Source organism: Mesorhizobium sp. LjNodule214 (assembly GCF_964252735.1).
GTDB lineage: Bacteria > Pseudomonadota > Alphaproteobacteria > Rhizobiales > Rhizobiaceae > Mesorhizobium.
The window spans coordinates 760708-783828 of record NZ_CAXUPE020000002.1 but is presented as its reverse complement, the minus strand read 5'-3'; the positions used below and the strand labels follow the sequence as shown (position 1 = coordinate 783828).

Genomic DNA, 23121 nt, shown 5'->3' with positions numbered 1-23121 from the left:
CGATTCAGAGGCCATGGCGTTATATCCAGTCCTCGACGGGAGGAATGGATGGCAAGCATGGGTTTCGAACCGGATGTGAAGGTTCGCACCAGCGAATACCGGATCGGCTGCATCGGCGCCGGCATGATCATGGCCGAATGCCATCTCGCTGCCTACGAGGAGGCCGGGTTCTCGGTGGTGGCGATCGCCTCGCGCACCAGGGCCAGTGCCCAGAAGGTGGCCAAGCGCTGGGGCATCCCGACCGTCCACGACACGCCGGAACAACTGATCGCGGATCCAGAGGTCGAGATCGTCGATCTTGCCTTTCCGCCCGACCAGCAGCCGGCGCTGATCCGCCATGCGCTGAAGCAGAAGCACATCAAGGCGATCCTGGCGCAGAAGCCGCTGGCGCTGTCGGTCGAGGAGGCGGTCAAGCTGCGCGACGAAGCGGCGAAGTCCGGTAAGATCCTCTCGGTCAACCAGAACATGCGCTACGACCAGTCGATGCGCGTGCTGAAACAGATCATCGACAGCGGCGCGCTGGGCGACATCGTCTTCGCGCAGATCGACATGCACGCGATCCCACACTGGCAGACCTTCCTTGCCGACTACGACCGGCTGACATTAGCCAATATGAGCGTGCATCATCTCGACGTGCTGCGCTTCCTGTTCGGCGATCCCCAGGAGATCACCACCTTGACGCGCAAGGATCCGCGCACGCGGTTCGAGCACTCCGACGGCATCACGGTTTCGACGCTGCGTTTTCCCTCAGGCGTGCTCGCCGTATCGCTCGAGGATGTCTGGTCCGGTCCGCGCCAGGAGGGCTATCACGACGACCAGCACATCAACTGGCGTGTCGACGGCACCAAGGGTGTGGCCAAGGGTACGATCGGCTGGCCGAAGGGCGTGGCATCGACACTGACCTATGCCTCGACAGAGACGACAGGCGGCGAATGGGTGACGCCCCGCTGGGACACGATGTGGTTCCCGCATGCCTTCATCGGCGTGATGGAACAGCTGGAGCATGCCCTGAAGACCGGAACGCCACCGGCGCTGTCCGTCGCCGACAACGTCAAGACCATGGCTCTGGTCGAGGCCGGCTATCGCTCCATGGCGGAAGGCCGCACGATCAAGCTGTCCGAGATATCGACTGACTGAACATCTGGCCGCTGAATAGCGTGGCGGCTGAATCGCTTACCGGGAGGACTTCACCTCATGATGCAAGCAGGTATCTTCACAGGCTATTTCCCCTACGAGTTGGAGGAAGTCGCAAGGCGCATCCGCGCTCTCGATTTCAACACGGTGCAGCTCGACCTGCATTTCAAGGATATCGACCTCTCTGCCGGGCAGATCACGAAGGACAAGGCAAGAAAGGTCCGTGACACATTCCGCGACCACAATTTGCCGATCTGCTGCGTGTCGGGCTACACGAACATCATCCATCCCGACAAGGCCGAGCGCGAGAGGCGGCTTGCCTATCTCAAGGAGATCATCCGCAACGCGCGCGAGTTCGGCAGCCCTTACGTGATCTCGGAGACCGGCACCTACAACACCGAGTCCGACTGGGTGCATCACCCCAGGAACAAGACCGAGGAAGGGTTCGAGGAATGCCGCAAGGTGATCTCCGATCTCGCCCAGACCGCCTATGACCATGGCGCGGTGTTCCTGCTCGAAACCTATGTCAACAACGTCGTCGGTTCGGTCGAGGAGACGGTGAAGATGTTCGCCCAGGTCGACCACCCCGGCCTCGGCCTGTTGATGGATCCGACCAACTATTTCGAAGCGCACAACATCGACCGCATGGACCAGGTGCTGAACCAGGTGTTCGACACGCTGACCGACAAGATCAGGATCGCGCACGCCAAGGACGTCAAGCGCGCGGGCAGCGACAAGTCGGAGAAGCATGCCGACATCGGCGACGACGACGCGCATGAGGGGCTGACGTTCCGCGGCGTCGGCGAGATCGAGCTGCCGGCACCCGGTCTCGGCTCGCTCAACTATGACCTTTATCTGAAGCGGCTCAGCGAGAAGCACCCGAACATCCCGGTCATCATCGAGCATCTGACCGAAGACGACGTGCCGCGCGCCAAGATTTTTCTGGACGGAAAGTTCCGCGCCAACGGTCTTTGATGACCGAACGGGAGCTCATGATGGCGGCTGGCAAGACAAAGCGCGATTACAGCCTGGTCGGCGAAAGCACCCGCCGGGCAATCGAGACCGGGCTGGCCTCGGCCGAGTGGTATCACACGGATGTATCCCGCAAGGCGATGAAGGAGTTGATGCAGCGTTCCGACGGCCCGGCGATCCGCGACACGATCATCTGGATCGCCGCCATATTGGGCTCCGCCGCCGGGATCATCTGGTTCTGGGGTTCCTGGTGGGTCGTGCCGTTCCTGTTCGTCTACGGGGTGCTCTACGGCTCGTCCAGCGATTCACGCTGGCACGAATGCGGCCACGGCACCGCCTTCCGCACGCGCTGGATGAACGATGTCGTCTACCAGATCGCCAGCTTCATGGTGATGCGCAATCCGGTGGCCTGGCGCTGGAGTCATGCCCGCCACCACACCGACACCATCATCGTCGGCCGCGACGCCGAGATCGCGGTGATGCGGCCGCCGGACCTCTTGAAGGCGGGACTAGCCTTCACCGGCATCCTCGATTTCCGCTACTCGCTGCCGGCACTGGTGCGCCAGGCGTTGGGCAGGCTGTCGGACGACGAGAAGAGCTACGTTCCCGAGATGGAACAGGCCAAGGCCGTCACCGCCGCGCGCTGGCATGTCGCCATCTACATCGCGACGATCGCTCTTGCGATCGCGCTGAGGTCATGGCTGCCGCTGGTGCTGATCGGCCTGCCGCGCCTCTATGGCACCTGGCATATGGTGATGACCGGCCTGCTGCAGCATATCGGGCTCGCCGACAATGTGGTCGACCACCGGCTGAATACCCGCACCGTCTACATGAACCCGATCAGCCGGTTCATCTACTGGAACATGAACTATCATGTCGAACACCACATGTTTCCGATGGTGCCCTATCACGCGCTGCCCAGGCTGCACGAGCTAATCAAGCACGATCTGCCCGTGGCGAACCCATCGATATGGCATGCCTATCGCGAGGTCTGGCCGGTCCTGTTCAGGCAGCTCAAATACGAGGACTATTACCTCAAGCGCGAATTGCCGCCGACGGCCAGGCCCTATCGCGGCGAGTTCCACGAGGTCGATATGTCGGCGGCGGCAGAATAGTTTGACCGTGGCTCACCCGGTCGCGCGGGCCAGAACCACGAGGAGGCGGAAATGGCGGAATGGGTCGAAGCGTGCGCCGTGGACGATGTCGACGAAGAGGATGTGATCCGCTTCGATCACGGCGGCCGCACCTTTGCGATCTACCGCTCGCCGGACGATCAGTTCTTCGCTACGGACGGGTTCTGCACGCATGAGAAGGCGCATCTCGCCGACGGTCTCGTCATGGACGAGATCATCGAATGCCCCAAGCACAATGGCCGCTTCAACTACAAGACCGGGCAGGCCAGGGGGGCGCCGGTGTGCGTCAACCTCAGGACCTACCCGGCCAAGGTCGAGGCCGGCAAGGTCATGATCGAGATCGATTGATCGCCCGCACCAAACGACAAGGAACCCAGTTCGATGAGCCGTAAGAGACCGACGATCGCAGATCTGCGCGCCATGAAGGGCAAGCGGCAGCTGACCATGCTGCGCGTGCTTACGATGGACGAGGCCGAAGCCGCCGAGCGGGCCGGCGTCGACATCGTCTCGGTGCCGCCGGAACTGGTGCTCAACCCTCAGTATCGCGATGCGGCGCCGAGCCTGTTCACCATGCCGGGCGAGAACTTCTTCGAGATCGGCACCGCAGACGATTTCGTGCGCTGGGCGTTCCGCCTCTACAAGGCCGGCGCCGACGCGGTCTATTGCAGCGCCGGCTACGCCACAATCAAGCGGATGGCGGACGACGCGATCCCCGTCATCGGCCATGTCGGCCTGATCCCGTCGCGCGCCACCTGGACTGGCGGCTTCAAGGCCGTTGGCAAGACCGCCGATACCGCCATGCAGGTATTCGAGGCGGTCAAGCAGTTGGAGGCTGCAGGCGCGATCGGCGCCGAGATCGAGGTGGTGCCGGTCGAGGTGGCCAAGGCGATCTCGGAACGCACCTCGCTGATCATGCTGTCGATGGGGGCAGGCACCGGCTGCGACGCGCAGTATCTGTTCGCCGAAGACATACTCGGCCAGAACCGCGGCCACATGCCCCGCCATTCCAAGCTCTACCGCAATTTCGCCGCCGAATACGACAGGCTGCAGGCGGAGCGCATCGCTGCCTTCTCGGAGTATGTCGCCGACGTCAACAGCGGAGCGTACCCGGAAGACAGGCACATCGTGCACATGGACCCGAGCGAACTCAGCCTGTTCATGAAGAGGGTCGATGGCGCGGCCTGAGCGCGCGGGCCTGCCTTGGTTCGGCTCACTGGCCGCAGTTACGCCTGCCAACCGCCCTTGGCGAGCGCGGCGTAGAGCGCCTCGGCCTCGACGCCGAGCGGCCTGTCTTCGGTGAGTTTCGGCACGTGCGCGCGCACCGCCGCATGGATCACGCCGGTGGCCGGCGTCAAAGTCAGCCCATCGCGCAGGTCTATCGCCTGTGCGGCGGCTATCAGTTCGAAGGCAATCAACCGCCGCCACAGCGCGATCATGTCGGCGCATTTCGAAACGGCCAGCAGAGTTTGCGTGGCATGGTCCTCGACGCCTTCCGACACAGGCAGAAAGTCCAGCATCACCGGATTGGCCTTGTGACGGATGGCGGCCAGGATCGCCGCCACCGTCTTTTGCAACGGCACGAAGCCGGCCGAGGCGCCGCCGAGCGGCGAGAGATATTTGGGCAGGCCGTTGCGGCCCGAGCCGGTAAGCTGGATGAAGCGGGCGGCGCAGGCCGCCGCACTTTGAGCGATCGCCAGGCCCAGCGTCTCGAAGGCCAATGCCAGCGACGCGGTGTGGAAATTGCCGGTCGACAGCACAAGTTCGTCTTCGCCCAGCACCAGCGGATTGTCGGCAGCCGAATTGAGCTCGATCTCGGTCGCCAGCCGCGCGTGATCGATCGCCTGGATCAACGCGCCGTGGATCGACGGCATGCAGCGGATCGACAGTGGATCCTGCAAGGTCGTCGGCGCGGGGGGCTCGTGGCGGGCAAGCAGTTCGCGCAGGCCTTTTGCCGCCAGCTGCTGGCAGGCGGCAGGCCGTGCCAGATGCAGGCGCGGATCGAGGATGGTGTGGTTGGCGCCGATGCCTTCCATGGTCAGCGCGCCGGCCTGCTGCTGTTGCGCGAAGGCGGAGAGCGCGTCGGTGAGCGCCAGCGCGCTGCTGCCGGTGGAGACGGCCGAGGCATTGATCAGCGACAGCCCGTCCTTGGGCGCCAGGCTGACGGGGGCGAGGCGCGCCATCATCAGCGCCTTGGCCGAGGGCATGCGTCGGCCCTGATAGTCGGCTTCGCCTTCGCCGATCAGCATGCGGCCGAGTGCTGCCATGAGCACCAGATCGCCAGTGCCGATCGAAGCCAGCGACGGCATGACCGGATGGACACCGGCATTGAGCGCGTCGAGCAAGGCCACGAAAACATGCGGCGACAGGCCGGAGCCGCCCGCCGCAAGCATCGCCACCCGGGCAAACATGACGGCGCGCACGGTTTCGAAGGGCAAAGGCTCGCCGACCGCACCGCTGCGGCCATCGAGGAGCTGGCGCTGGAAGGCGCTGGCGTCGCCGCTGACCGACGTGCCGAGATTGGCGCCGAGCCCGGTGTTGAGACCGTAGATCTGCTGGCCGGCGGCCGCTGCGTCATCGAGCACCTTGCGCGCCTTGACCAGCCGCTCCAGGACGGTGGGCGTGACCTCCACCTTGCATCCCTCGCGGGCGACGGATGCGACGTCCTCGATGCTGACGCCGGCGCCGGTGAGAACGAGCGGGCTCATGCGAAACGCAACCTTTGGCCGATGCCTTGCGCCTGGGCCTTGGCCAACATCGCCTTGCCGAGCGCGATGTCGGAGAGCGACAGGCCGCGATGCCAGAACAGGATCGTCTCGCCGTCGCTCTGGCGTCCGGCTTTCAGCCCGGCGGCGATCTGGCCGAGCTCGGCATGCAGCGTCTGCTCGCTCAGCCTTCCCGTCTCGACATGGGCGCGGAGCGAACCGAACTTGCCGCCCTTGCACTGACCCCAGTCGTCGACGACGATCTTCTGCATGATGTCGGTCAGCGACAGCTCCACTGCGCTCATCGTGCCGTAGGGTACGACCAGCGCGCCACGCTTGATCCATTCGGTCTTGAGCAGCGGTTGCGGTTCCGGCAGCCGCGAGGCTTCGACGACGATGTCGGCACCTTCCACGCAGGTCTTCCAGTCGGCCACCGCCGTGACCGGCTTGCCAAGGTCGGCCGCCAGTTTGGCGGCAAAGCCGTCGCGGCTTTCGGGCCTGCGCGAATGGACGCGGATCTCGTTGAAGTCGAAGAGATGATCGAGCAGGCGCACGTTCCAGTAAGCGGTGCCGCGCGCGCCGATATGGGCGAGCACCTTCGATGTCTTCTTCGCCAGATGTTTCGCGCCGATGGCGGTGATCGCGCCGGTGCGCATGTCGGTGATGACGGTGGCGTCCAGGATCGCGCGCGGCGTGCCGGTGCGCGGATCGAACAGGTTCAGGATACCGAACTCCGAGGGCAGGCCGTGCTTGTAGTTGTCGACATAGTCGCCGACGATCTTGACGCCGGCCGCGTCGAGCGGCGCGACGTAGCCGCGCAGAACATTGAAATGGCCATGGAAGGACGGGTCGGGCTCGAGATGGACACGCGGCTCGATCACCGTCTGGCCGTTGCCCTGGGCGACAAGCCCGGCCTCGACCGCGCCGATGATTTCGGCATCGGTCATGGCAAGCGCCTCGATGTCGAGGGCGTTGAGGTAGTCGATATAGATGGGCTTCATGCGTGCGTAGTCCCCGGGGAGCCCCCTTCATGCATAGCAGGCGGCGAGGCGACACGAAAGTTTGTTAGTCGATATCTGGACGCAGTCGGCCAAATGCTGTTCAAACCGGTTCGTCATGACTGCCATCCCCGAAAGTGAAGTTTCGCCAAAAGCGGCCACGAATTCGCGGCGTGTGGCGCTGATCGTCGCCATCGCCTTCTTCATGCAGCTGCTGGATTCGACGATCATCTCGACCTCGCTGCCGCAGATGGGAGCCAGCTTCGGCGTGCCGGCGGTGGCGATGAGCATCGGCATCACCGTCTACATGCTGACCATGGCGGTGTTCGTGCCGTTGTCCGGCTGGCTGGCAGACGGTTTCGGGGCGCGCAACATCTTCCTTGTGGCGATAGCGCTGTTCACGCTGGCCTCGATCGCCTGCGGCTTCTCGGAGAATTTGACCGAATTCGTCGCTGCGCGCGCGGTGCAGGGCCTCGGCAGTGCATTGATGACGCCGGTCGGCCGCATCCTGGTGCTGCGCAACGCCTCCAAATCGGAATTGCTCAACGCCACCGCGCTGATCACCTGGCCGGCGCTGTTTGCACCGGTGGTCGGGCCGGTGCTTGGCGGCTTCATCACCACTGCGCTCTCCTGGCACTGGAACTTCTTCATCAACATTCCGCTTGGGCTGGCCGGCCTGGTGCTGGTCGCCCGCTTCGTTCCGGGCGACCGCGAAGCCGACCCCAAGCCGCTCGACTGGCCGGGCTTTTTCCTGACGTCGGCGGGGCTCGCATGCCTGCTCTACGGTCTCGAACGCATCGCGCATGCGGAAGATGGCGTCTTGCCGACCGTGATGCTGCTCGCCCTTGGCATGCTGGTCGGCTGGCTGGCTGTGCGCCACCTGTTGCGTACGCCGCATCCGCTGCTCGACCTTTCGTCGTTCAAGGTGCTGACCTTCGCCCTCTCGACACTATCGGCCGGCACCATCTTCCGGGTGGCGATCAACGCCACGCCGTTCCTGCTGCCGCTGCTGTTCCAGGTCGGCTTCGGCCTCAGCCCGATCGATGCCGGCATGATGATCCTCGCCTATTTCCTCGGCAATCTCGGCATGAAGGCGGTGACGACACCGACGCTGAGACGCTTCGGTTTTCGCTCGGTGATGGTCGTCAACGGCGTGGTCGCCTCTCTGTCGATCATCGCCTGCGCGGCGATCTCGCCGCAGACGCCGCAGGCGCTGGTGGTGGCGCTGATGCTGATCGCCGGCCTGTCGCGCTCCATGCAGTTCACCGCGCTCAACACGCTGGCCTTCGCCGACATCGCGGCCGCGCAGCGCAGTTCCGCGGCGACACTGTCCAGCATGCTGCAGCAGGTGGCGATGCTGTTTGGCGTCGCGGTCGCGGCGGCGATCCTCAATTTGTCACAGATCGCCAGAGGCCGACCGGAACTCGATCTCGTCGACTTCCGGATAGCCTTCCTCGCGATCGGCATGATCGGGCTGGTGGCCGCGTTCCGTTTCCTGGCATTGCCGCGCAGTGCTGGCGCCGAAGTTTCGGGCCATGCGCTGGAGAATTGACGTCGAATTTTCGCACCGGCGCAGACATAAATCTCGGTTCCCGATTGAAGTGACTCGCCCGCCCTTCGGGCCCCACAAGGGGAGAAGGTAAGGCGTCGCGCTCACACCGGCCGATACACCCGCTCAGCCGTGTTCCAGAAGATATCCGCCTCTGCCCCCGCGCCATGTTTCGCTACTGCTGCGCGGTGCGCCTTGATCAGTTCGGCGTGGCTGGTCCAGAGTTTCTCGACCGGAAAGTTCGAGCCGAACATCAGGTGGTCCGAGCCAAGGATATCGATCGCATTGTCGACGATGTAGCCGATCAGCGCCGGGTCGTTGCGGTGGACGAAGGTGCCGAGGCCGGAGAGCTTGGCGTAGAAATTCGGCGCGGCGGACAGAGTGCGCAGGCCGGCCTTCCAGGCCTCCGTGGTTTCCGGTTCCATGCCGGTCAGCATGCCGGCATGGGTGAGAATGAAATTCGTCTCCGGGTTCTCGCCGACCAGTGTCAGCCCGTCCTTCATCTGTGCCGGGAAAAGCTGCAGGTCGAAGGACAGGCCATAGTCTTTCAGCCGCGCCACATTTGCCCGCACCTTGGGGTCGATGACCTGGTCGGCCGAAGCGGCGAAGCGGAAGGCCGGCGTTTCGTGCCAGTGCAACTGCATGCGCACGCCGCGCAGCAGCAGATATTTTTTCAACCGGTCGATCTGATGGCGGACATCGTCCACCGTCATGTCGGCGTAACCGACGATGGCATGCGGCCAGCCGGTATCGTCCGCAGTCTTCTGCAGGAAGGCGACCTCGTTTTCGAAGTCTTCCTTCGCCCAGTTGGTCTGGACATAGATGGCCTTCTCGACGCCGGCGCCTTGCTGGTCGGCCAAGAATTCCTCGATCGGGTAGTCGCGGCGGATCGGTTCATAGGGGCCGAAGATGCGCGGCACCATCGGTCCGACCAGCCAGGGCAGGTCCTTTTGGCGCCAGATGTGGAAATGCGCGTCGATCGCTTTCTGCATCACGAGACCCTCTTCCAGATTGCCGCGGCCGTCGGGGCAGGGCGGGCGAGCGACAGGATGAAATTGGTGAGGTTTTTCACCGATGAGCCATCGACCAGGTCATCGAGCACCGGCAGGATAGCGCGCAGTGCCGCCGTCGCCGGGCGGAAGCGCGCATCGCCGGCGAGTGGCGTTGCCAGCGAAAGTCGGAAGGCCCGGGCGCTCAACCGACGCATGGCGGTTTCGAGATCGGCGTGATCGCCACGCTCCAGTGCGTCCGACAGGATGACTACCGCCGCCCCGCGCGCAAAAGCGGAAAAGCGCGGCACCGAGAGGAAGGCGAGCAGCGTCGGTCCCATGCGGGTGCCTCCGTCCCAGTCGTCGACCTGCGCTGCCGCCCGGGCCAGCGCCTGGTCGCGGTCGCGGATGCGTAGCGCCCCGGTGATGCGGGTCAGCCGCGTGCCGAAGGTGAAGATCTCAGCGCGGCCCGCGCCCTGGACTGCCGCGTGCGCCAGTTTGAGATAGTCCGCCGTGTGGAGTTTCATCGAGCCGGAGACATCGATCAAAAGCAGCAGCTTGCGCGGCACGGTCTGGCGGCGGCGCAGCAGCGGCGAAGGGATGTCGCCATCGGCACTGACGATTTCACTCAGCGACCGGCGCAGGTCGAGCGTGCCGCGCGAACGGGTGCGTACGGTGCGGAAGGAACGGCGGGCGGGCAAGGCGGAGGCGAGCTTGCGGCGGAAGAGGGCGAGGCTGTCGCTGTCACGCTGGAAGTCGCGGCTGCTCAACTGTTCGATCTCCGAGGAAAGTTCGCCGCCTTTCTCCTGGAGGGCGGTCTGGTTCTCCTTCTCGCGCATGCCGCGATCATCCTTGATGCGGGTTTCTTCGTCGTTTTCGCCGTCGATCGAAGGGCGGACGTCGCCATAGAAATAGCTGCGAAAATGCGCCTCGAATTCGGCGCGGCGGTCGGGCGAGGGGGCAAGCGTGGCCAATGCTGCCTCGCGAATATCGGCCATCGAGCGCGGCCCGAGCAGCGTCACCGCCTGCATGAAGCTGGAGATCTGCTCCGGCGCGATGGCAAAGCCGCAGTGGCGCAGCAACCGGCCGAAGCCGAGCATGGGTTCCGCGGCGCGGGATAAGTTCGCGGCGGGTCTCACGCCAGCGCCTCCTCGACGATCCGGCCAAGCTCCGGTGCTATCGCAGACAGGTCCTCCTCGTCCTTGATCAGCACGCCGATGGCGCGGCGGAAGGCTTCGGGCCACGGGCTGCCGCCCTTTTCGAGGATGGTGGCGGCATTGGCCCATTCGACCGCTTCGGCGATGCCAGGGGGCTTCGCCAAGGGGCGGGCGCGGATCGACTGCACGGCGTTGGCCACGGCCTGCGCAGTCGCCTCTGCCACGTCGCCGGCGCGCAGCATGATGATCTCGGCCTCGCGCGCGGCGTCGGGATAGCCGATCCAGTGGTAGACACAGCGCCGGCGCAGCGCTTCGGCAAGCTCGCGAGTGCGGTTGGAGGTCAGGATGACGATCGGCTGCGTGGCGGCGCGGATGGTGCCGCGCTCGGGGATGCTGATCTGGAAATCGGAGAGGAATTCGAGCAGCAGGGCCTCGAATTCATGGTCGGAGCGATCGATCTCGTCGACCAGCAGCACGCGCTTGTTGGGCGCCCGCAGCACCTGCAGCAGCGGCCGGGCGATCAAAAAACGGTCGTCATAGATGTCGATCTCGTGCTCGCCGGCATGGCGGATGGCGAGCAACTGGCGCTGGTAGTTCCACTCGTAGAGCGCATGCGCGGCGTCGATGCCCTCATAGCATTGCAGCCGCACCAGTTCGCGGCCAAGCAGTTCGGCGATCGCCTTTGCCGCCTCCGTCTTGCCGACGCCGGGTGCGCCTTCGAGCAGCAGCGGCTTGCCCAGCCGGATCGCCAGGAAGATGGCGGTCGCCAGGCTGTCATCGGCCAGGTAGCGCGAGGCGGCGAGCCGCGATGCCACCGCCTCGGGCGAGGGCGCGACAGTCTCGGCGCTTGGATCAGGCATTTCGACCCTCAGCCCGCGGCCTGCGCCTTGAGCGCCCGCAGGATGCGCTCCGGCGTGATCGGCAGCGTGTCAATGCGCACGCCAACGGCGTCGAAGACGGCATTGGCCACGGCCGGGATTTGCGGATTGGCGCACATCTCGCCCGGCCCCTTGGCGCCAAACGGTCCGTCGGCCGACGGCCGTTCCAGCACGATGATCTCGGTTTCGGCAAGATCGCCCGGCCCCGGCATCAGATACTGGTTGAAGTCGGTGCCGCCATGGTCGCGGTTCGGATAATAGGGCTCGGTGGTCTCATAGAGCGCGTGGCTGATGCCCATCCACGAACCGCCGACCAATTGCTGCTCGACCATTTTCGGGTTCAGTGCGCGGCCGATCTCGAAGATGTTCTTGACTGTCAGCACGGTGACTTCGCCGGTCTCGTCGTCGACCTCGACCTCGGCCACCGTGCAGGCATGCGCGTAGCAGGTCGACGGCTTCATCGCGCCGGTCTCTTTCTCCGGATAGGAGCGCGGGATCAAAAACATGCCGCGGCCGGAGATCGAGCGGCCGCGCTTGAAATGCGCCGACAGCGCGACGTCGAAGATCGAGATCGACTTCTGCGGCGCGCCCTTGACCAGGATGTTGCCCTGGCCGTCTGTCTCGAGGTCGGTGGCGTTGACCTCAAGCTCTTCGGCCGCCACCTCCAGCATCACCTGGCGGGCTTCCTTGGCGGCCTGGATAACGGCATTGCCGGCGCGGTGGGTGCCGCGCGAGGCGAAGGTGCCCATGCAGTGCGGGCCGGTGTCGGTGTCGGCGGTGTCGACGATGACGCGGTCGGTCGGCACGCCGATGGTCTCGGCGCAGATCTGCGCCATGATCTGCTTCATGCCCTGGCCGAGATCGACTGAGGACAGCGTCACCATGAAATTGCCGGTCGGCGTCGAATGCACCAGCGCCTGGGTCGGGTCGCCGCCGAGGTTCATGCCGGTCGGATAGTTGATCGCGGCGACGCCGCGTCCGCGCCTGATCGCCATCTCAAGCTCCCTTCGTGTAGGAGGACATGGCCATGTACTTCTCCGCCACTGGCCAGTTGGCGGCGCGCGAGGCTTCCTGCATGCATTCGATCAGCGCAGCGCCCTCGGTCGGCTGGCGATGCGCCTTCATGTCGCCGTCGCGATAGGCGTTGATGAAGCGGAATTCGAGCGGATCCATGCCGATCAGCCGCGCCAGCTTGTCCATCTGCACCTCCAGCGCGAAGTCACCGATGGTGACGCCGAAGCCGCGCATGGCGGAGGAGGGGGTGCGGTTGGTGTAGACGCAATAGGTGTCGATCCAGACGTTGGGGATCGTATAAGGGCCGGGATAGTGGGCGGCGCCCTTCTGCGCGCCATAGGGTGAATGGCGCGAATAGGCGCCGGCATCGGTATAGCCGGTCACCTTGCGGGCGACGATGCGGCCATCCTTCATGACGCCGTCCTTGATGACGACCTTCTCGGCGGCGCGCGGCGAGGAGATCTGCATCTCTTCCTCGCGACTGTAGATGAAACAGACCGGGCGTCCGGTTAGTTTAGCACCGAGGATGGCGATCGGCTCGACGATGACGTCGACCTTGCCGCCGAAACCACCGCCGACCGTGCCGCCGACGAAATGCAATTTGCTGCCCGGCATCTGCAGGATGATCGAAGCGTTGTCGAGGGTGAAGAACATCGCCTGCGTGTTGGTGTAGCAGGTGAAGCGGTCGTTGCTCTCGGGCACCACCACGCAGCCCGTCGTCTCGGTCGGCGCGTGCTCGATCGGCGAAGACTGGTAGCTCTGTTCGAGGATGTGATCGGCTCCGGCGAAGCCAGCCTCGACATCGCCGAAGCGCACCTTGCGGCATTCACCGCTGTCGTAGAGGTAGTGGTTCTGGCCATGATACTCGTTGACGATCGGCGCGCCAGGTTTCAGCGCCTCCTCCATGTCGAACACGGCCGGCAGCACCTCGTAGTCGACCTTGACCTTGGCGGCTGCCTCCTGCGCGGCGCGCTCGGTCTCGGCCAGCACCGCCACCACGGCCTCGCCCTTCCAGCGCACCTTGCCGTCGGCGAGCACGGTTTCGTCCTCGGGGCCGATCTGGATCAGGATCAGGATGGTGTAGACATTGTGCGGCACATCCTTGGCGGTGAGGATCTTCACCACGCCCGGATGCTTTTCGGCTTCCGAGGTGTCGATGGAGCGGATGCGGGCGTGATGGTGCGGGCTGCGCACCATCTTTAGGTGCAGCATGCCGGGAAAGTTGCGATCGGCGAAATAGGCGGTCTTGCCGGTGACATGACCAGGGGAATCGAGCCGCGGCCGGGGCTGGCCGATCTCGTTGAGGCCGTCCTTGCGGACATCGGCGAAATAGCTCTTGCGCAGTTCCATTTTGCTTCCCTCAGGCCGCGTTCTGCGAATTGGCGCGCGCGGCGGTCAGCACCGCCTGGATAATCGGCTCGTAGCCGGTGCAGCGGCAGATGTTGCCCGACAATGCCTCGACCACTTCCTCGCGGCTGGGGTTGGGCGTGTGGTCGAGCAGCACCTTGGCGGCCATGATCATGCCCGGCGTGCAGAAGCCGCATTGCGTGGCGAAGGCATCGAGGAAGGCGCGCTGCAGCGGATGCAACACACCGCCTTCGGCGAGGCCGGACGTCGTCCGGATGTCGGCGCCATTGCAGGTTTCTGCCAGCGTCAGGCAAGAGAGCCGGAGTTCGCCGTCAATGATGACCGAGCAGGCGCCGCAGGTGCCCTGATGGCAACCGCCTTTCGGTGAGGTGTCGCCGATCTTATCTCTCAGCGCGTGGAGCAGCGTCGTGCCGCTGTCGACGAATTCGGCCTTTTCCGAGCCGTTGAGCGTGAACTGAACCGGGACCTTTGCCATTTTTTCCTCCCAGCGCGCCTGCCCGAACCATCGGGCAAGCGCGCGCCCCCCGACAGTGATTAGCCAAGCAGCAGCCGGCCGAGATGGACTGGCAGGACTTGCGTGCGATACCAGGCGCTGGCGATCGGATCGGTGATCGGCGACGTGCCTTCGGCGGCGACGGCGAGTGTCGGCGCGATCTCCTCGGCAGTCAATTTGCAGCCGAGCAGCGCCTTCTCGGCCGCCCTGGCGCGCATCGGCCGGTCGGCCATGCAGCCAAGGGCGATCCGTACGGACGTCACCGTGCCGTCGGCCGTCCGTTGCAGATGCGTGGCGATGCTCAGCACCGAAACCCCTTTCGGCTTGACCCGCGACACTTTGAGAAAGCGGAAGCTCTCCGCGCGGGGCAAAACGAAGGTGACCCCGGTGACGATGGCGCGGCTGGTGTCGCGCCCGGCCAAGAAGGTCTGGATCGGCACCTCGCTGTCTTCGGTGACAATAATGGCATCCAGCGCAAGCAGCGCGACGGTGAAGTCGCCATAAGGCGCCGGCGCGAACAGATTGCCGCCGACGGTCGCCATGTTGCGGATCGCAGGACCGCCGACGGCGCGGGCGGCAGGTGCAAGCTGTGCGAGGTCCGGATCGCGGGCAATCGCCGCCATGGTAACCGAGGCGCCGAGCCGCACCTCGCCACCGGAAGCGGTAATCGCCGACAGGGAGGGTTCCGTGACGCGGACAAGGCTGGACACGGAAACATCGCCTTCATTCGCCGCGCGCACGACCAGCGTGCCACCGCCGAGATAGCGCGTGCCGGCGGCCATCAGCGCTGCATTGGCATCCTTCACCGCCGAGAACGTCTGGAGGGTAAGCGCCATGGCACGCTCCTTGTTTCAGCCCAGTTCAATTCAGCCTTGCCCGGCGAAGTGGGTCTTCAGGGCATTGAAGCCGCCCTGGAAAACGTTGGCGCCCATGCCTTCGGCGAGCTTGTCGGCCTCTTCCAGAGCCGCGTCGAAGCTCGCCGTCCATTCGGCATAGGTGCGATCGCCGTCGGTGACGCGCCGCAACTGCAGCGTCGCCTTGTGGTTGGTGATCGGCTGCGGCGTTTCGAGGATAGAATAGCTGACGAGGAAATTCTGGTCGGAAAAATCGAGCAGCTTTTCACGGATGCGAGCGCCGCTGACGAGCTGGAAATTGCGCACGCAGCCGATCGCGCTTGCGTCCTTGCCGTCCTCAATATGGCTTTCGACCATGCGCGGGTGCCAGCTAGGCAGGCCGTTGAAGTCGCGTATCCGCGCCCAGACCTTTTCGACCGGCGCGTCGATGACGCTGGATATGGTGACCTTGGCCATAAGCTCGTTCCCTTGCGAACACATCTGCATCAAGGGTAGGGCGGTGCGCCCGGCAGTGCTTATCAATGCGTCTTGAGCGCGTATCAAATAGTCTGAAAAAGGGCCCGCCCGGTTCAGGCCGCTGCCCGCGCGGCCTCGCGGTAGAGCGTCGGCGGGACGCCGACATGGTCGCGGAAGAAGCGCGAGAAATTGCCCTGGGTGGTGAAGCCGAGATTGCAGGCGACCGAGATCAGCGGCGCCTCCGACCACTGCAATTGCCGCACCGCTTCCTCCATGCGCAGCGTGTTCCAGTAGACGTTGGGCGTCAGATTGGTCTGTTCCTTGAACAGGGCGAAGAAATGCGGCCGCGACAGGCCGACGCTGCGCGCGACGTCGTCGAAGCAGATGCGCTCGCAGACATTGGCCTTCATCAGCTGGATCGCTTTGCGGACACGGAAATCCTGCATGGTGTTGACGCGGCCGCGCGACACTAGCGGAGCTGAGGCATCGGCGGCGTCGAGCACGCTGTCGATGAAGCGCTCGATCTCGTAGTTGGCGACGTCGTCGATGCTCTCATTGTCGCTGAGGTGATCGAGCAGGCTGGCCGCCGCCTGATGCAGCCACGGCTCCAGCGTGATCGCCGCCTTTGCGAACAGCGGTGCCGACGAGTGCAGGTCGCGGCGCAGGCGGGCCCAGTCGGGATCGATGTAGAAGGCAAGGAACAGGCCTGGCCTGCCGTCGTGGGACAGAGCATGGCTGTGCGGCTGGAAGGAGTTGATGCCGGCGGCGGTGGTCGGGCCGAGCCGCACCGTCTCGCGGCCGATGGTCATCTCGCCGGCCGTGCCTTCCAGCCAGATGATGAGATGGGCCTCGACATGGGCATGGGTGACGAAGTCATTGGCGACATTCAGGACAGAAACATGTCCGAACCGGCCCCAGTAGAGCCTGATCGCTTCCGTCATGGGTATATCCTCCCGCAGGCGACTGGCCTCCCTTCGCCTGCAGGGGGATAGTGCGGCGGACGCCGTGCCTGCGTCAAGGCGCGGGCACGGCGGGTCCAGCCTGCCTTGGTTCGTGGCGGCGGATTTTCAGACTGAGCGATAGGGCCGGATGGGAATGACGGCCAGGAGCAAGAGCATGATCCCGAAAAGTGGGAACCGGTTTTCGGAAAAGATCATGCTCAAACAAAAAGATAGAGCCCCATCGGGATGGAACAGGCTCTAATCGTTGCGCCTGAAGTTGCGGATGCGGTCGAACAGCACGGCCAGCAGGATGGCGCCGCCGATGAACACGCCTTGCCAAAAGGCATTGATGCCGAGCAGGCCAAGGCTGTTGCGGATCACCTCGATCAGCGCCGCGCCGACGATGGCCCCAAAAGCGGTGCCGACACCGCCGGCAAGATTGGCGCCGCCGATGACGGTGGCGGCGATCACCTGAAGCTCCATGCCTGTGCCGAGATTGGTGGTGACGGCGCCCAGCCAGCCGGTCTGGATGATGCCGGCGATGCCCGCCGCCAGCGCCGAGATCATATAGACCGCGACCTTGATCTGGCGCACGGGAACGCCGGTCAGCGTCGCCGCGTGCTCATTGCCACCGATGGCGAAGATGTGGCGGCCAAACTTGGTCCAGCGCAAGGTGAAGCCGGTGATCAGCGCCAGCAGGATCATGTAGAGCACCGGGTTGGCGATGCCGAACACCCAGGCGCCACCGCCGAGTGCCAGAAGCTTGTCGTGGTCCGGTCCGAACTGGAAGACGACCGTGTTGTTGGAGGCGACCATGGCCAGACTGCGCGCGATCGACAGCATGCCGAGCGTCACCACAAAGGGCGGAAAGCCGAGATAGGCGATCAATATGCCGTTGAAGGCGCCGATGATCAGTGCCGTCGCGATCGAGACGGCGATGCCGACCTCGATGCCGTAGCCGGCATGCATGGTGACCGCCAGCACCATCGAGCACAGGCAAAGCACCGAGCCGACCGACAGGTCGATGCCGCCGGTGATGATGACGAAGGTCATGCCGAGCGCGATGATGGCGACGAAGGTGATGTTGCGGGTGATGTTGTAAAGGTTCTTCTGCGTGGCGAAGGCATCGGTGGCAAACGACAGGAACAGACAAGCGAGGATGACGGCGATCACCACCCAAAAGGTCTGGCTGGCAAATATCCGTGACAGCAAGGTGTGCTGTTTCTGCGCGATCGTCTGATCAAGGGTGACTGCCATTATCGACCTTTCCTGGCGGCGGCGGACCGCACCAACCCGGCGCATTCGCAACTGCGAAATTCCCAATGCACCAATTTCACAATACCTGTTCGATGGCGCCGGTGATCAGCCCGGTGACTTCCTCGGGCGAACTCGACGCGATCGTCTTGTCGGCGACCTTCCTGCCGCGCCGCATGACGATGACGCGGTCGGCAACGTCAAAGACGTCGGGCATACGGTGGCTGATCAGCACGACCGCGATGCCCTGGTCGCGCAGATGGCGGATCAGGTTCAGCACTTCGGCTACCTGGCGCACCGAAATCGCCGCCGTCGGCTCGTCCATCAGCACGATCTTGGCCTGGGACAACATGGTGCGGGCGATCGCCACCGCCTGCCGCTGGCCACCCGACATCTGCTTGACGAGGTCGCGCGGTCGGGTCTCCGACTTCAGCTCGGCGAAGATCTGACCGGCGCGCTTGTACATCGCGGCATAGTCGAGGATGCGGAACGGTCCGACACCTCGGCGCAACTCGCGACCGAGATAGACGTTGGCGGCGGCGGTCAAATTGTTGCACAGCGCCAGGTCCTGGTGGACGATCTCGATGCCGTGCTGGCGCGCCTCCACCGGCTTGTGCAGGATCAGTTCCTTGCCGTCCATCTGCATGGTGCCGTGGCTCGGTCGGAAATTGCCGGCGATCATTTTGACCAGCGTCGACTTGCCGGCGCCGTTGTCGCCCATCAGGCCGACGACCTGTCCGGGCTCGATCGACAGCGACACGTCGTTGACCGCCTGGATGGCGCCGAAATGCTTCGAGATGTTGGTGAGTTCGAGAACCGCCACCAGCCTTCATGCCTCCCATGTTTCCAGCCTGCGGCTCCGCCGCGGCCTCGCTCTCCCCAGCTCCTCCCGGGGACGGCGATTTCACGCATTTACGCGAATGCTCATGCAAGCGTCAATCATTTGTCGGACGAATTGAACGCATGTTTTTCCAAAAATCCGTTTTGTAGGACAAATAGCAATTGACGTTGGCAGCGCGCCGATATTAGCTAAGCGTCGGAGGAGATTATGCCGATCCATCGGCCGGTTCGCCCGATGGGATCAGCGGAGGTTATGGGTCCCGGGACTCGGCAATGCCCTTTTGGGGGGCGCCGTCCAGGACCGCATCTGGAAATGCTTATCGACCTGGCCTTGCGGCAAGAGTGCTCGTGAAACGACCCTTCTGTCATCGCTCGGTCCGGGTTGATCTGTGTGGCGGGCACGCCGTGCCCGTCTGTTTCAAGGGAGGACTGACATGAGGAAATCACTTTTGCTCGCCGCTGCCGCCGTCATGGCGTTGGGCGCCGGGCCGGCTTTGGCCAAGAAACAGCTCGTTATCGTCGTGAAGGGGCTCGACAATCCGTTCTTCGAAGCGATCCACCAGGGCTGCGAGAAATGGAACAAGGAAAACGCCAGCTCGGAGTATGAATGCTTCTACACCGGTCCGGCTTCGACCTCCGACGAGGCCGGCGAAGCCCAGATCGTGCAGGACCTGCTGAGCAAGCCCGATACGGTGGCGATGGCGATTTCGCCGTCCAACGCGCCGCTGATTGCGCAGACGATCAAGACCGCCAATCCGTCGGTTCCGATCATGACCATCGACGCCGACCTTGCCAAGGAAGATGCGGCGCTGCGCAAGACCTATCTCGGCACCGACAACTACCAGATGGGCTTCAAGATCGGTGAGTACATCAAGAAGGGCAAGCCGAATGGTGGCAAGATCTGCACCATCGAAGGCAATCCGGCGGCCGACAACATCCTGCGCCGTGCGCAAGGCATGCGCGACGCACTGTCGGGCAAGGAAGGCCTCGCCGCACTGGCCGGCGAAGGTGGCTGGACCGAAGTCGCCGGCTGCCCGGTGTTCACCAATGACAACGGCGCCGCGGGCGTGCAGGCGATGACCGACATCCTCGCCGCGAACCCGGATCTCGACGCTTTCGGCATCATGGGCGGCTGGCCGCTGTTCGGCGCTCCGCAGCCCTACCGCGACCTGTTCAAGCCGATGGCCGACAAGATCGCCAGCAATGCCTTCGTCATCGGCGCCGCCGACACGCTCGGCGACGAAGTGGCGATTGCCAAGGAGGGACTGGTGACTGCGCTGGTCGGCCAGCGGCCGTTCGAAATGGGCTACAAGGCGCCATCGGTGATGATCGACCTGATCGAAGGCAAGGCCGTCGCCGATCCGGTGTTCACCGGTCTCGACGAATGCACCAAGGACACGGTCGAGACCTGCATCCAGAAGTAGGCCTCGATCTTGGGGCGCCCTTCGAAGGGCGCCCCGTCACTCCTCAGGAATAAGGACAAGGCAGCATTGTCGGGGCGGCATGCTCCGGCTTTGACGCGCCCACAGGTTTTGCTTTTCGGCAACGATATAAGCGAGCGCGGACAATTCCGGACAGTTTCCCAGCGACAGACTGCCGATGCCGGAACGCCGATGCCGGACGACAAGTCAAGAAAGCGATCCGCCAGGGCAGGGGCGCCAGCCAGCCCCCCTCCAGCCAGCCCTCCCGCTGTCGCCGTTCGACGGCCAGATGTTGCATGGAACCCGGGCTCCAGCGTGCATGCCTCGCTGGCCAGCGAGATCGGTCTTCGGATCGTGCGTGGCGACTATCCGCCGGGCACCATCCTGCCCAACGAGGCCAAATGGTCGGAAACTTTCAATGTCAGCCGCTCGGCGGTGCGCGAGGCGATCAAGATGCTGATGGCGAAAAGCCTTCTGGCCTCGCGCCCCAAGATCGGCAGCTGGGTAGAGCCGAAGGAGCGCTGGAACCTGCTCGACCGCGACGTGCTCGCCTGGTACGCGACCGCTCCGGATCGCGAATTGTTCCTGCGCACCGTGCAGGAATTCCGCCACATCATCGAACCGGAAGCCAGCGCCTACGCCGCCATGCGGCGCAGCGAAGAACAGATGGCGGAGATCAGCCAGGCCTGCCGGGAGATGGGGCAGGCGACGAATTTGCAGGAGCGCACGCGCGCCGACACGCGCTTCCACCTTGCCATCCTGCGTGCTTCCGGCAACGACCTGCTGGTGCCGCTCGGCGTGCTGATCGAATCGGCGCTCGACCACCTGTTCGTGTTCGTCACCCGCGAGACCAGCGACCAGCGTCTGGCGCAGAAACTGCACGAGGCGATCGAGAAGAACATCCGGCTGCAGCGGCCTGATGCGGCGCGCAACGCCGTGCGCAGGCTGCTCGCCAACACCGACGAAGTGATCGGGCGATCGCGGCGGTGACACGCTCGCGATCTCAAGGAGAGCGCCTCAGATCGCCTGCTTCTTGCCGTCCTTGCTCGGCATCAGGTCGACGCCGTTGACCTTGGCGACATGCGTCGCCAGCATCGGCACGAACTGTTCTGCTGGCCCGGCGGCGAAGGCGCCGGCGAATGAATTCTTGGTGGCGTTGCCGAGCGGATTGGCGATGCCGGCAGCGCCCGCCATCGATTCCAGATAGGTGAGGTCCTTGAAGGCGTTGGCGATGGTGAATTTATGGGCGTCTCGATCGCCTTCCAGCGTCCAGCGCATGAAGGTCTGGTAGAAGCCGCAATCCATGCGGCCGTTGCGGATGACACTGTCGAAACGCGGCGGCGAGATGCCGACCTTTTCGGCCAATGCAAGCGCTTCGGAATAGATCGCCGCATAGCCCAGCGAAATGAAATTGTTGAGCAATTTCATGCGGTGGCCGTCGCCGGTGCCGCCGATATGGACGATGCGCCCGGCCCAAGTCTCCAACACAGGCTTGATGCGGGCGAAGAGCGCGTCGGAGGCTCCGACCATGGTGTCGAGCGTGCCTTCCCAGGCCTCCTTCGGCGTGCGGCTGAGCGGCGCGTCGACATAGTCGACGCCAAGCGCCTCGAGCTCGGCGGCAAGGGCTATCGTGGAGACCGGATCCGATGTCGAGCAATCTACGACGACAGAGCCTTTCTTCAGGCCTTCCTTCAGCCCGCCGGGGCCGCGTATGATGGCCTCGACCTCGCGCGATCCGGTGACGCAGATGAAGACGATGTCGGATGCGGCGGCGACCTCGTTCGATGTCGCCGCTTCCTTGGCACCACGGCCGAGCAGGTCCTCCGCCGGCTTGCGGTTCTTGCGGCCGAGGAATGTCAGCGCATAGCCCTTGTCGACGATGTTCTTGGCGATGCCGTGCCCCATCAGGCCAAGGCCGATGAAACCGATCTTCTCGCGGGCGGCAGTCGTGCTCATGTCGTTTCGTCCTGTCTGGAAATTATCGATAATGGCGCCGGCGTTCTTGCCGCATGCGGTTGCAGAATGCAATATTGTCTGACAATACACATAATCCCCAAGCAATGTGGAGAGCAAAATGACGAAGCGGATCATGTTCACCGGCGGCAGCGGCAAGGCTGGACGCCATGTCGTGCAATATCTTGTCGAGCATGGCTGCCAGGTGCTCAACATCGACACCAAGCCGCTCGACAATCCCAAGGTGCGCACTTTGATCACCGACATCACCGACAGCGGCCAGGTGTTCAACGCGCTGTCCAGCTATATGGGCCTGCACGAATTCGACCCGTCCCTGCGTCCGCAGCCGGTCGATGCCGTGGTGCATTTCGCCGCCATTCCGCGCATCATGATCACGACCGACAACGAGGTGTTCCGCATCAACGCGCTCGGCACCTACAATGTCATCGAAGCAGCGGTGAAGCTCGGCATCCGCAAGGTGGTGATCGCCTCCAGCGAGACGACCTATGGCGTGGTGTTCGCCAACGAGCCGCGCGACCCCAAATATTTTCCGCTCGACGAGGAGTACGACGTCGATCCGATGGACAGCTACGCGCTGTCCAAGGTCGTCAACGAGCAGACGGCGCGCGCGTTCGCGCAGCGCAACAGCACCGACATCTATGCCTTGCGCATCGGCAACGTCATCGAGCCGCATGAATATTCGCTGTTCCCGAAATGGTTTGCCGATCCGGGCCTCCGCAAGCGGATCGCCTGGAGCTATGTCGACGCGCGCGACCTTGGCCAGATCACCTTGCGCGCCGTCGAGAAGGACGGGCTCGGCTACCAGGTGTTCAACGCCGCCAATGACGACACCTCGTCCGATCTGCCGACCGCGGAGCTTTTGCAGCGCTTCTACCCCAACGTGGCGGTCAAGGCCGAACTCGGCGAATACGAGACGCTGCTCTCCAACCGCAAGGCGCGCGACATGCTCGGCTTCCGCCCCGAACATAGCTGGCGCAAATACGTCAAATAGGCC

23 protein-coding genes are annotated in these 23121 nt (G+C 64.1%); 9 read left to right on the top strand and 14 right to left on the bottom strand.

The features are described from left to right. Positions 1–48 precede the first annotated feature (48 nt). From ACSQ3Z_RS17660 to ACSQ3Z_RS17640, 5 genes are read left to right on the top strand one after another with little or no spacing between them, the layout of a single operon-like run. Complete coding sequence (locus ACSQ3Z_RS17660) at positions 49–1137, top strand: Gfo/Idh/MocA family protein (RefSeq protein ID WP_436172595.1); 1089 nt, start codon at positions 49–51, stop codon at positions 1135–1137. A 57-nt stretch (positions 1138–1194) separates the two neighbouring features. Beyond that, positions 1195–2109, top strand: coding sequence for a sugar phosphate isomerase/epimerase family protein (locus tag ACSQ3Z_RS17655; RefSeq protein WP_436172594.1), 915 nt, complete (start codon positions 1195–1197; stop codon positions 2107–2109). A 17-nt stretch (positions 2110–2126) separates the two neighbouring features. After that, on the top strand, positions 2127–3221 hold the full coding sequence (locus tag ACSQ3Z_RS17650) for a fatty acid desaturase family protein (RefSeq protein ID WP_436173927.1): 1095 nt from the start codon (positions 2127–2129) through the stop codon (positions 3219–3221). A 51-nt stretch (positions 3222–3272) separates the two neighbouring features. Then, positions 3273–3587 carry a MocE family 2Fe-2S type ferredoxin gene (locus ACSQ3Z_RS17645; RefSeq protein ID WP_436172593.1) on the top strand — a complete coding sequence of 105 codons (315 nt, stop codon included), beginning with the start codon at positions 3273–3275 and terminating at the stop codon, positions 3585–3587. 33 nt (positions 3588–3620) lie between these two features. Then, positions 3621–4424 (top strand): 3-methyl-2-oxobutanoate hydroxymethyltransferase, encoded by an 804-nt coding sequence (locus ACSQ3Z_RS17640; protein WP_436172592.1) that lies wholly within the window; start codon positions 3621–3623, stop codon positions 4422–4424. 38 nt (positions 4425–4462) lie between these two features. Here the strand turns inward: ACSQ3Z_RS17640 and ACSQ3Z_RS17635 are convergent, their stop codons facing one another. After that, entirely contained in the window at positions 4463–5944 is a 1482-nt protein-coding gene (locus ACSQ3Z_RS17635; protein ID WP_436172591.1) for an HAL/PAL/TAL family ammonia-lyase, read from the bottom strand. Next, on the bottom strand, positions 5941–6942 hold the full coding sequence (locus ACSQ3Z_RS17630; RefSeq protein ID WP_436172590.1) for an ornithine cyclodeaminase family protein: 1002 nt from the start codon (positions 6940–6942) through the stop codon (positions 5941–5943). Before ACSQ3Z_RS17630 ends, ACSQ3Z_RS17635 begins: the two co-directional genes overlap by 4 nt. A 115-nt stretch (positions 6943–7057) precedes the next feature. On the opposite strand from ACSQ3Z_RS17630, the gene ACSQ3Z_RS17625 reads away from it, so the two are divergent. Continuing rightward, positions 7058–8491 (top strand): DHA2 family efflux MFS transporter permease subunit, encoded by a 1434-nt coding sequence (locus ACSQ3Z_RS17625; RefSeq protein ID WP_436172589.1) that lies wholly within the window; start codon positions 7058–7060, stop codon positions 8489–8491. A 101-nt stretch (positions 8492–8592) separates the two neighbouring features. On the opposite strand, the gene ACSQ3Z_RS17620 is transcribed toward ACSQ3Z_RS17625, so the two are convergent. From ACSQ3Z_RS17620 to ACSQ3Z_RS17570, 11 genes are all read right to left on the bottom strand, one after another. Beyond that, positions 8593–9480, bottom strand: coding sequence for an amidohydrolase family protein (locus ACSQ3Z_RS17620; RefSeq protein WP_436172588.1), 888 nt, complete (start codon positions 9478–9480; stop codon positions 8593–8595). After that, a complete protein-coding gene (locus ACSQ3Z_RS17615; protein WP_436173926.1) occupies positions 9480–10577 on the bottom strand; it encodes a vWA domain-containing protein in 1098 nt (365 codons plus the stop codon). Before ACSQ3Z_RS17615 ends, ACSQ3Z_RS17620 begins: the two co-directional genes overlap by 1 nt. A gap of 35 nt (positions 10578–10612) precedes the next feature. After that, positions 10613–11494: an AAA family ATPase gene (locus ACSQ3Z_RS17610; RefSeq protein WP_436172587.1), complete on the bottom strand. Its 882-nt coding sequence runs from the start codon at positions 11492–11494 to the stop codon at positions 10613–10615. Between the two features lie 8 nt (positions 11495–11502). Further along, entirely contained in the window at positions 11503–12507 is a 1005-nt protein-coding gene (locus ACSQ3Z_RS17605) for a xanthine dehydrogenase family protein molybdopterin-binding subunit (RefSeq protein WP_436172586.1), read from the bottom strand. 1 nt (position 12508) lies between these two features. After that, on the bottom strand, positions 12509–13876 hold the full coding sequence (locus ACSQ3Z_RS17600; RefSeq protein ID WP_436172585.1) for a xanthine dehydrogenase family protein molybdopterin-binding subunit: 1368 nt from the start codon (positions 13874–13876) through the stop codon (positions 12509–12511). Positions 13877–13886: 10 nt separating this feature from the next. Then, complete coding sequence (locus ACSQ3Z_RS17595; protein WP_436172584.1) at positions 13887–14369, bottom strand: (2Fe-2S)-binding protein; 483 nt, start codon at positions 14367–14369, stop codon at positions 13887–13889. Between the two features lie 59 nt (positions 14370–14428). Continuing rightward, the gene (locus ACSQ3Z_RS17590; RefSeq protein WP_436172583.1) at positions 14429–15223 is read right to left on the bottom strand and encodes an FAD binding domain-containing protein; all 795 of its coding nucleotides are present in this window, start codon (positions 15221–15223) and stop codon (positions 14429–14431) included. Between the two features lie 30 nt (positions 15224–15253). Continuing rightward, the gene (locus ACSQ3Z_RS17585; RefSeq protein ID WP_436172582.1) at positions 15254–15697 is read right to left on the bottom strand and encodes an SRPBCC family protein; all 444 of its coding nucleotides are present in this window, start codon (positions 15695–15697) and stop codon (positions 15254–15256) included. Between the two features lie 113 nt (positions 15698–15810). After that, positions 15811–16638 carry a helix-turn-helix domain-containing protein gene (locus tag ACSQ3Z_RS17580; RefSeq protein ID WP_436172581.1) on the bottom strand — a complete coding sequence of 276 codons (828 nt, stop codon included), beginning with the start codon at positions 16636–16638 and terminating at the stop codon, positions 15811–15813. A gap of 258 nt (positions 16639–16896) precedes the next feature. Further along, positions 16897–17895, bottom strand: a complete 999-nt coding sequence (locus ACSQ3Z_RS17575) for an ABC transporter permease (RefSeq protein ID WP_436172580.1) — start codon at positions 17893–17895, stop codon at positions 16897–16899. 76 nt (positions 17896–17971) lie between these two features. Further along, positions 17972–18715: an ATP-binding cassette domain-containing protein gene (locus ACSQ3Z_RS17570; RefSeq protein WP_006202797.1), complete on the bottom strand. Its 744-nt coding sequence runs from the start codon at positions 18713–18715 to the stop codon at positions 17972–17974. A 451-nt stretch (positions 18716–19166) separates the two neighbouring features. Here ACSQ3Z_RS17570 and ACSQ3Z_RS17565 point away from each other — a divergent pair, with 451 nt between their 5' ends. Next, a complete protein-coding gene (locus ACSQ3Z_RS17565) occupies positions 19167–20156 on the top strand; it encodes a sugar-binding protein (RefSeq protein WP_436172579.1) in 990 nt (329 codons plus the stop codon). 189 nt (positions 20157–20345) lie between these two features. Further along, on the top strand, positions 20346–21143 hold the full coding sequence (locus ACSQ3Z_RS17560) for a FadR/GntR family transcriptional regulator (RefSeq protein WP_436172578.1): 798 nt from the start codon (positions 20346–20348) through the stop codon (positions 21141–21143). Between the two features lie 27 nt (positions 21144–21170). Here ACSQ3Z_RS17560 and ACSQ3Z_RS17555 read toward each other — a convergent pair whose 3' ends face one another. Then, positions 21171–22244: an NAD(P)-dependent oxidoreductase gene (locus ACSQ3Z_RS17555; protein WP_436173925.1), complete on the bottom strand. Its 1074-nt coding sequence runs from the start codon at positions 22242–22244 to the stop codon at positions 21171–21173. Between ACSQ3Z_RS17555 and ACSQ3Z_RS17550 the strand changes: the two genes are divergently transcribed. Continuing rightward, entirely contained in the window at positions 22228–23118 is an 891-nt protein-coding gene (locus ACSQ3Z_RS17550) for an NAD-dependent epimerase/dehydratase family protein (RefSeq protein ID WP_436172577.1), read from the top strand. The two genes, ACSQ3Z_RS17555 and ACSQ3Z_RS17550, sit on opposite strands and share 17 nt — an antisense overlap. Positions 23119–23121 lie beyond the last annotated feature (3 nt).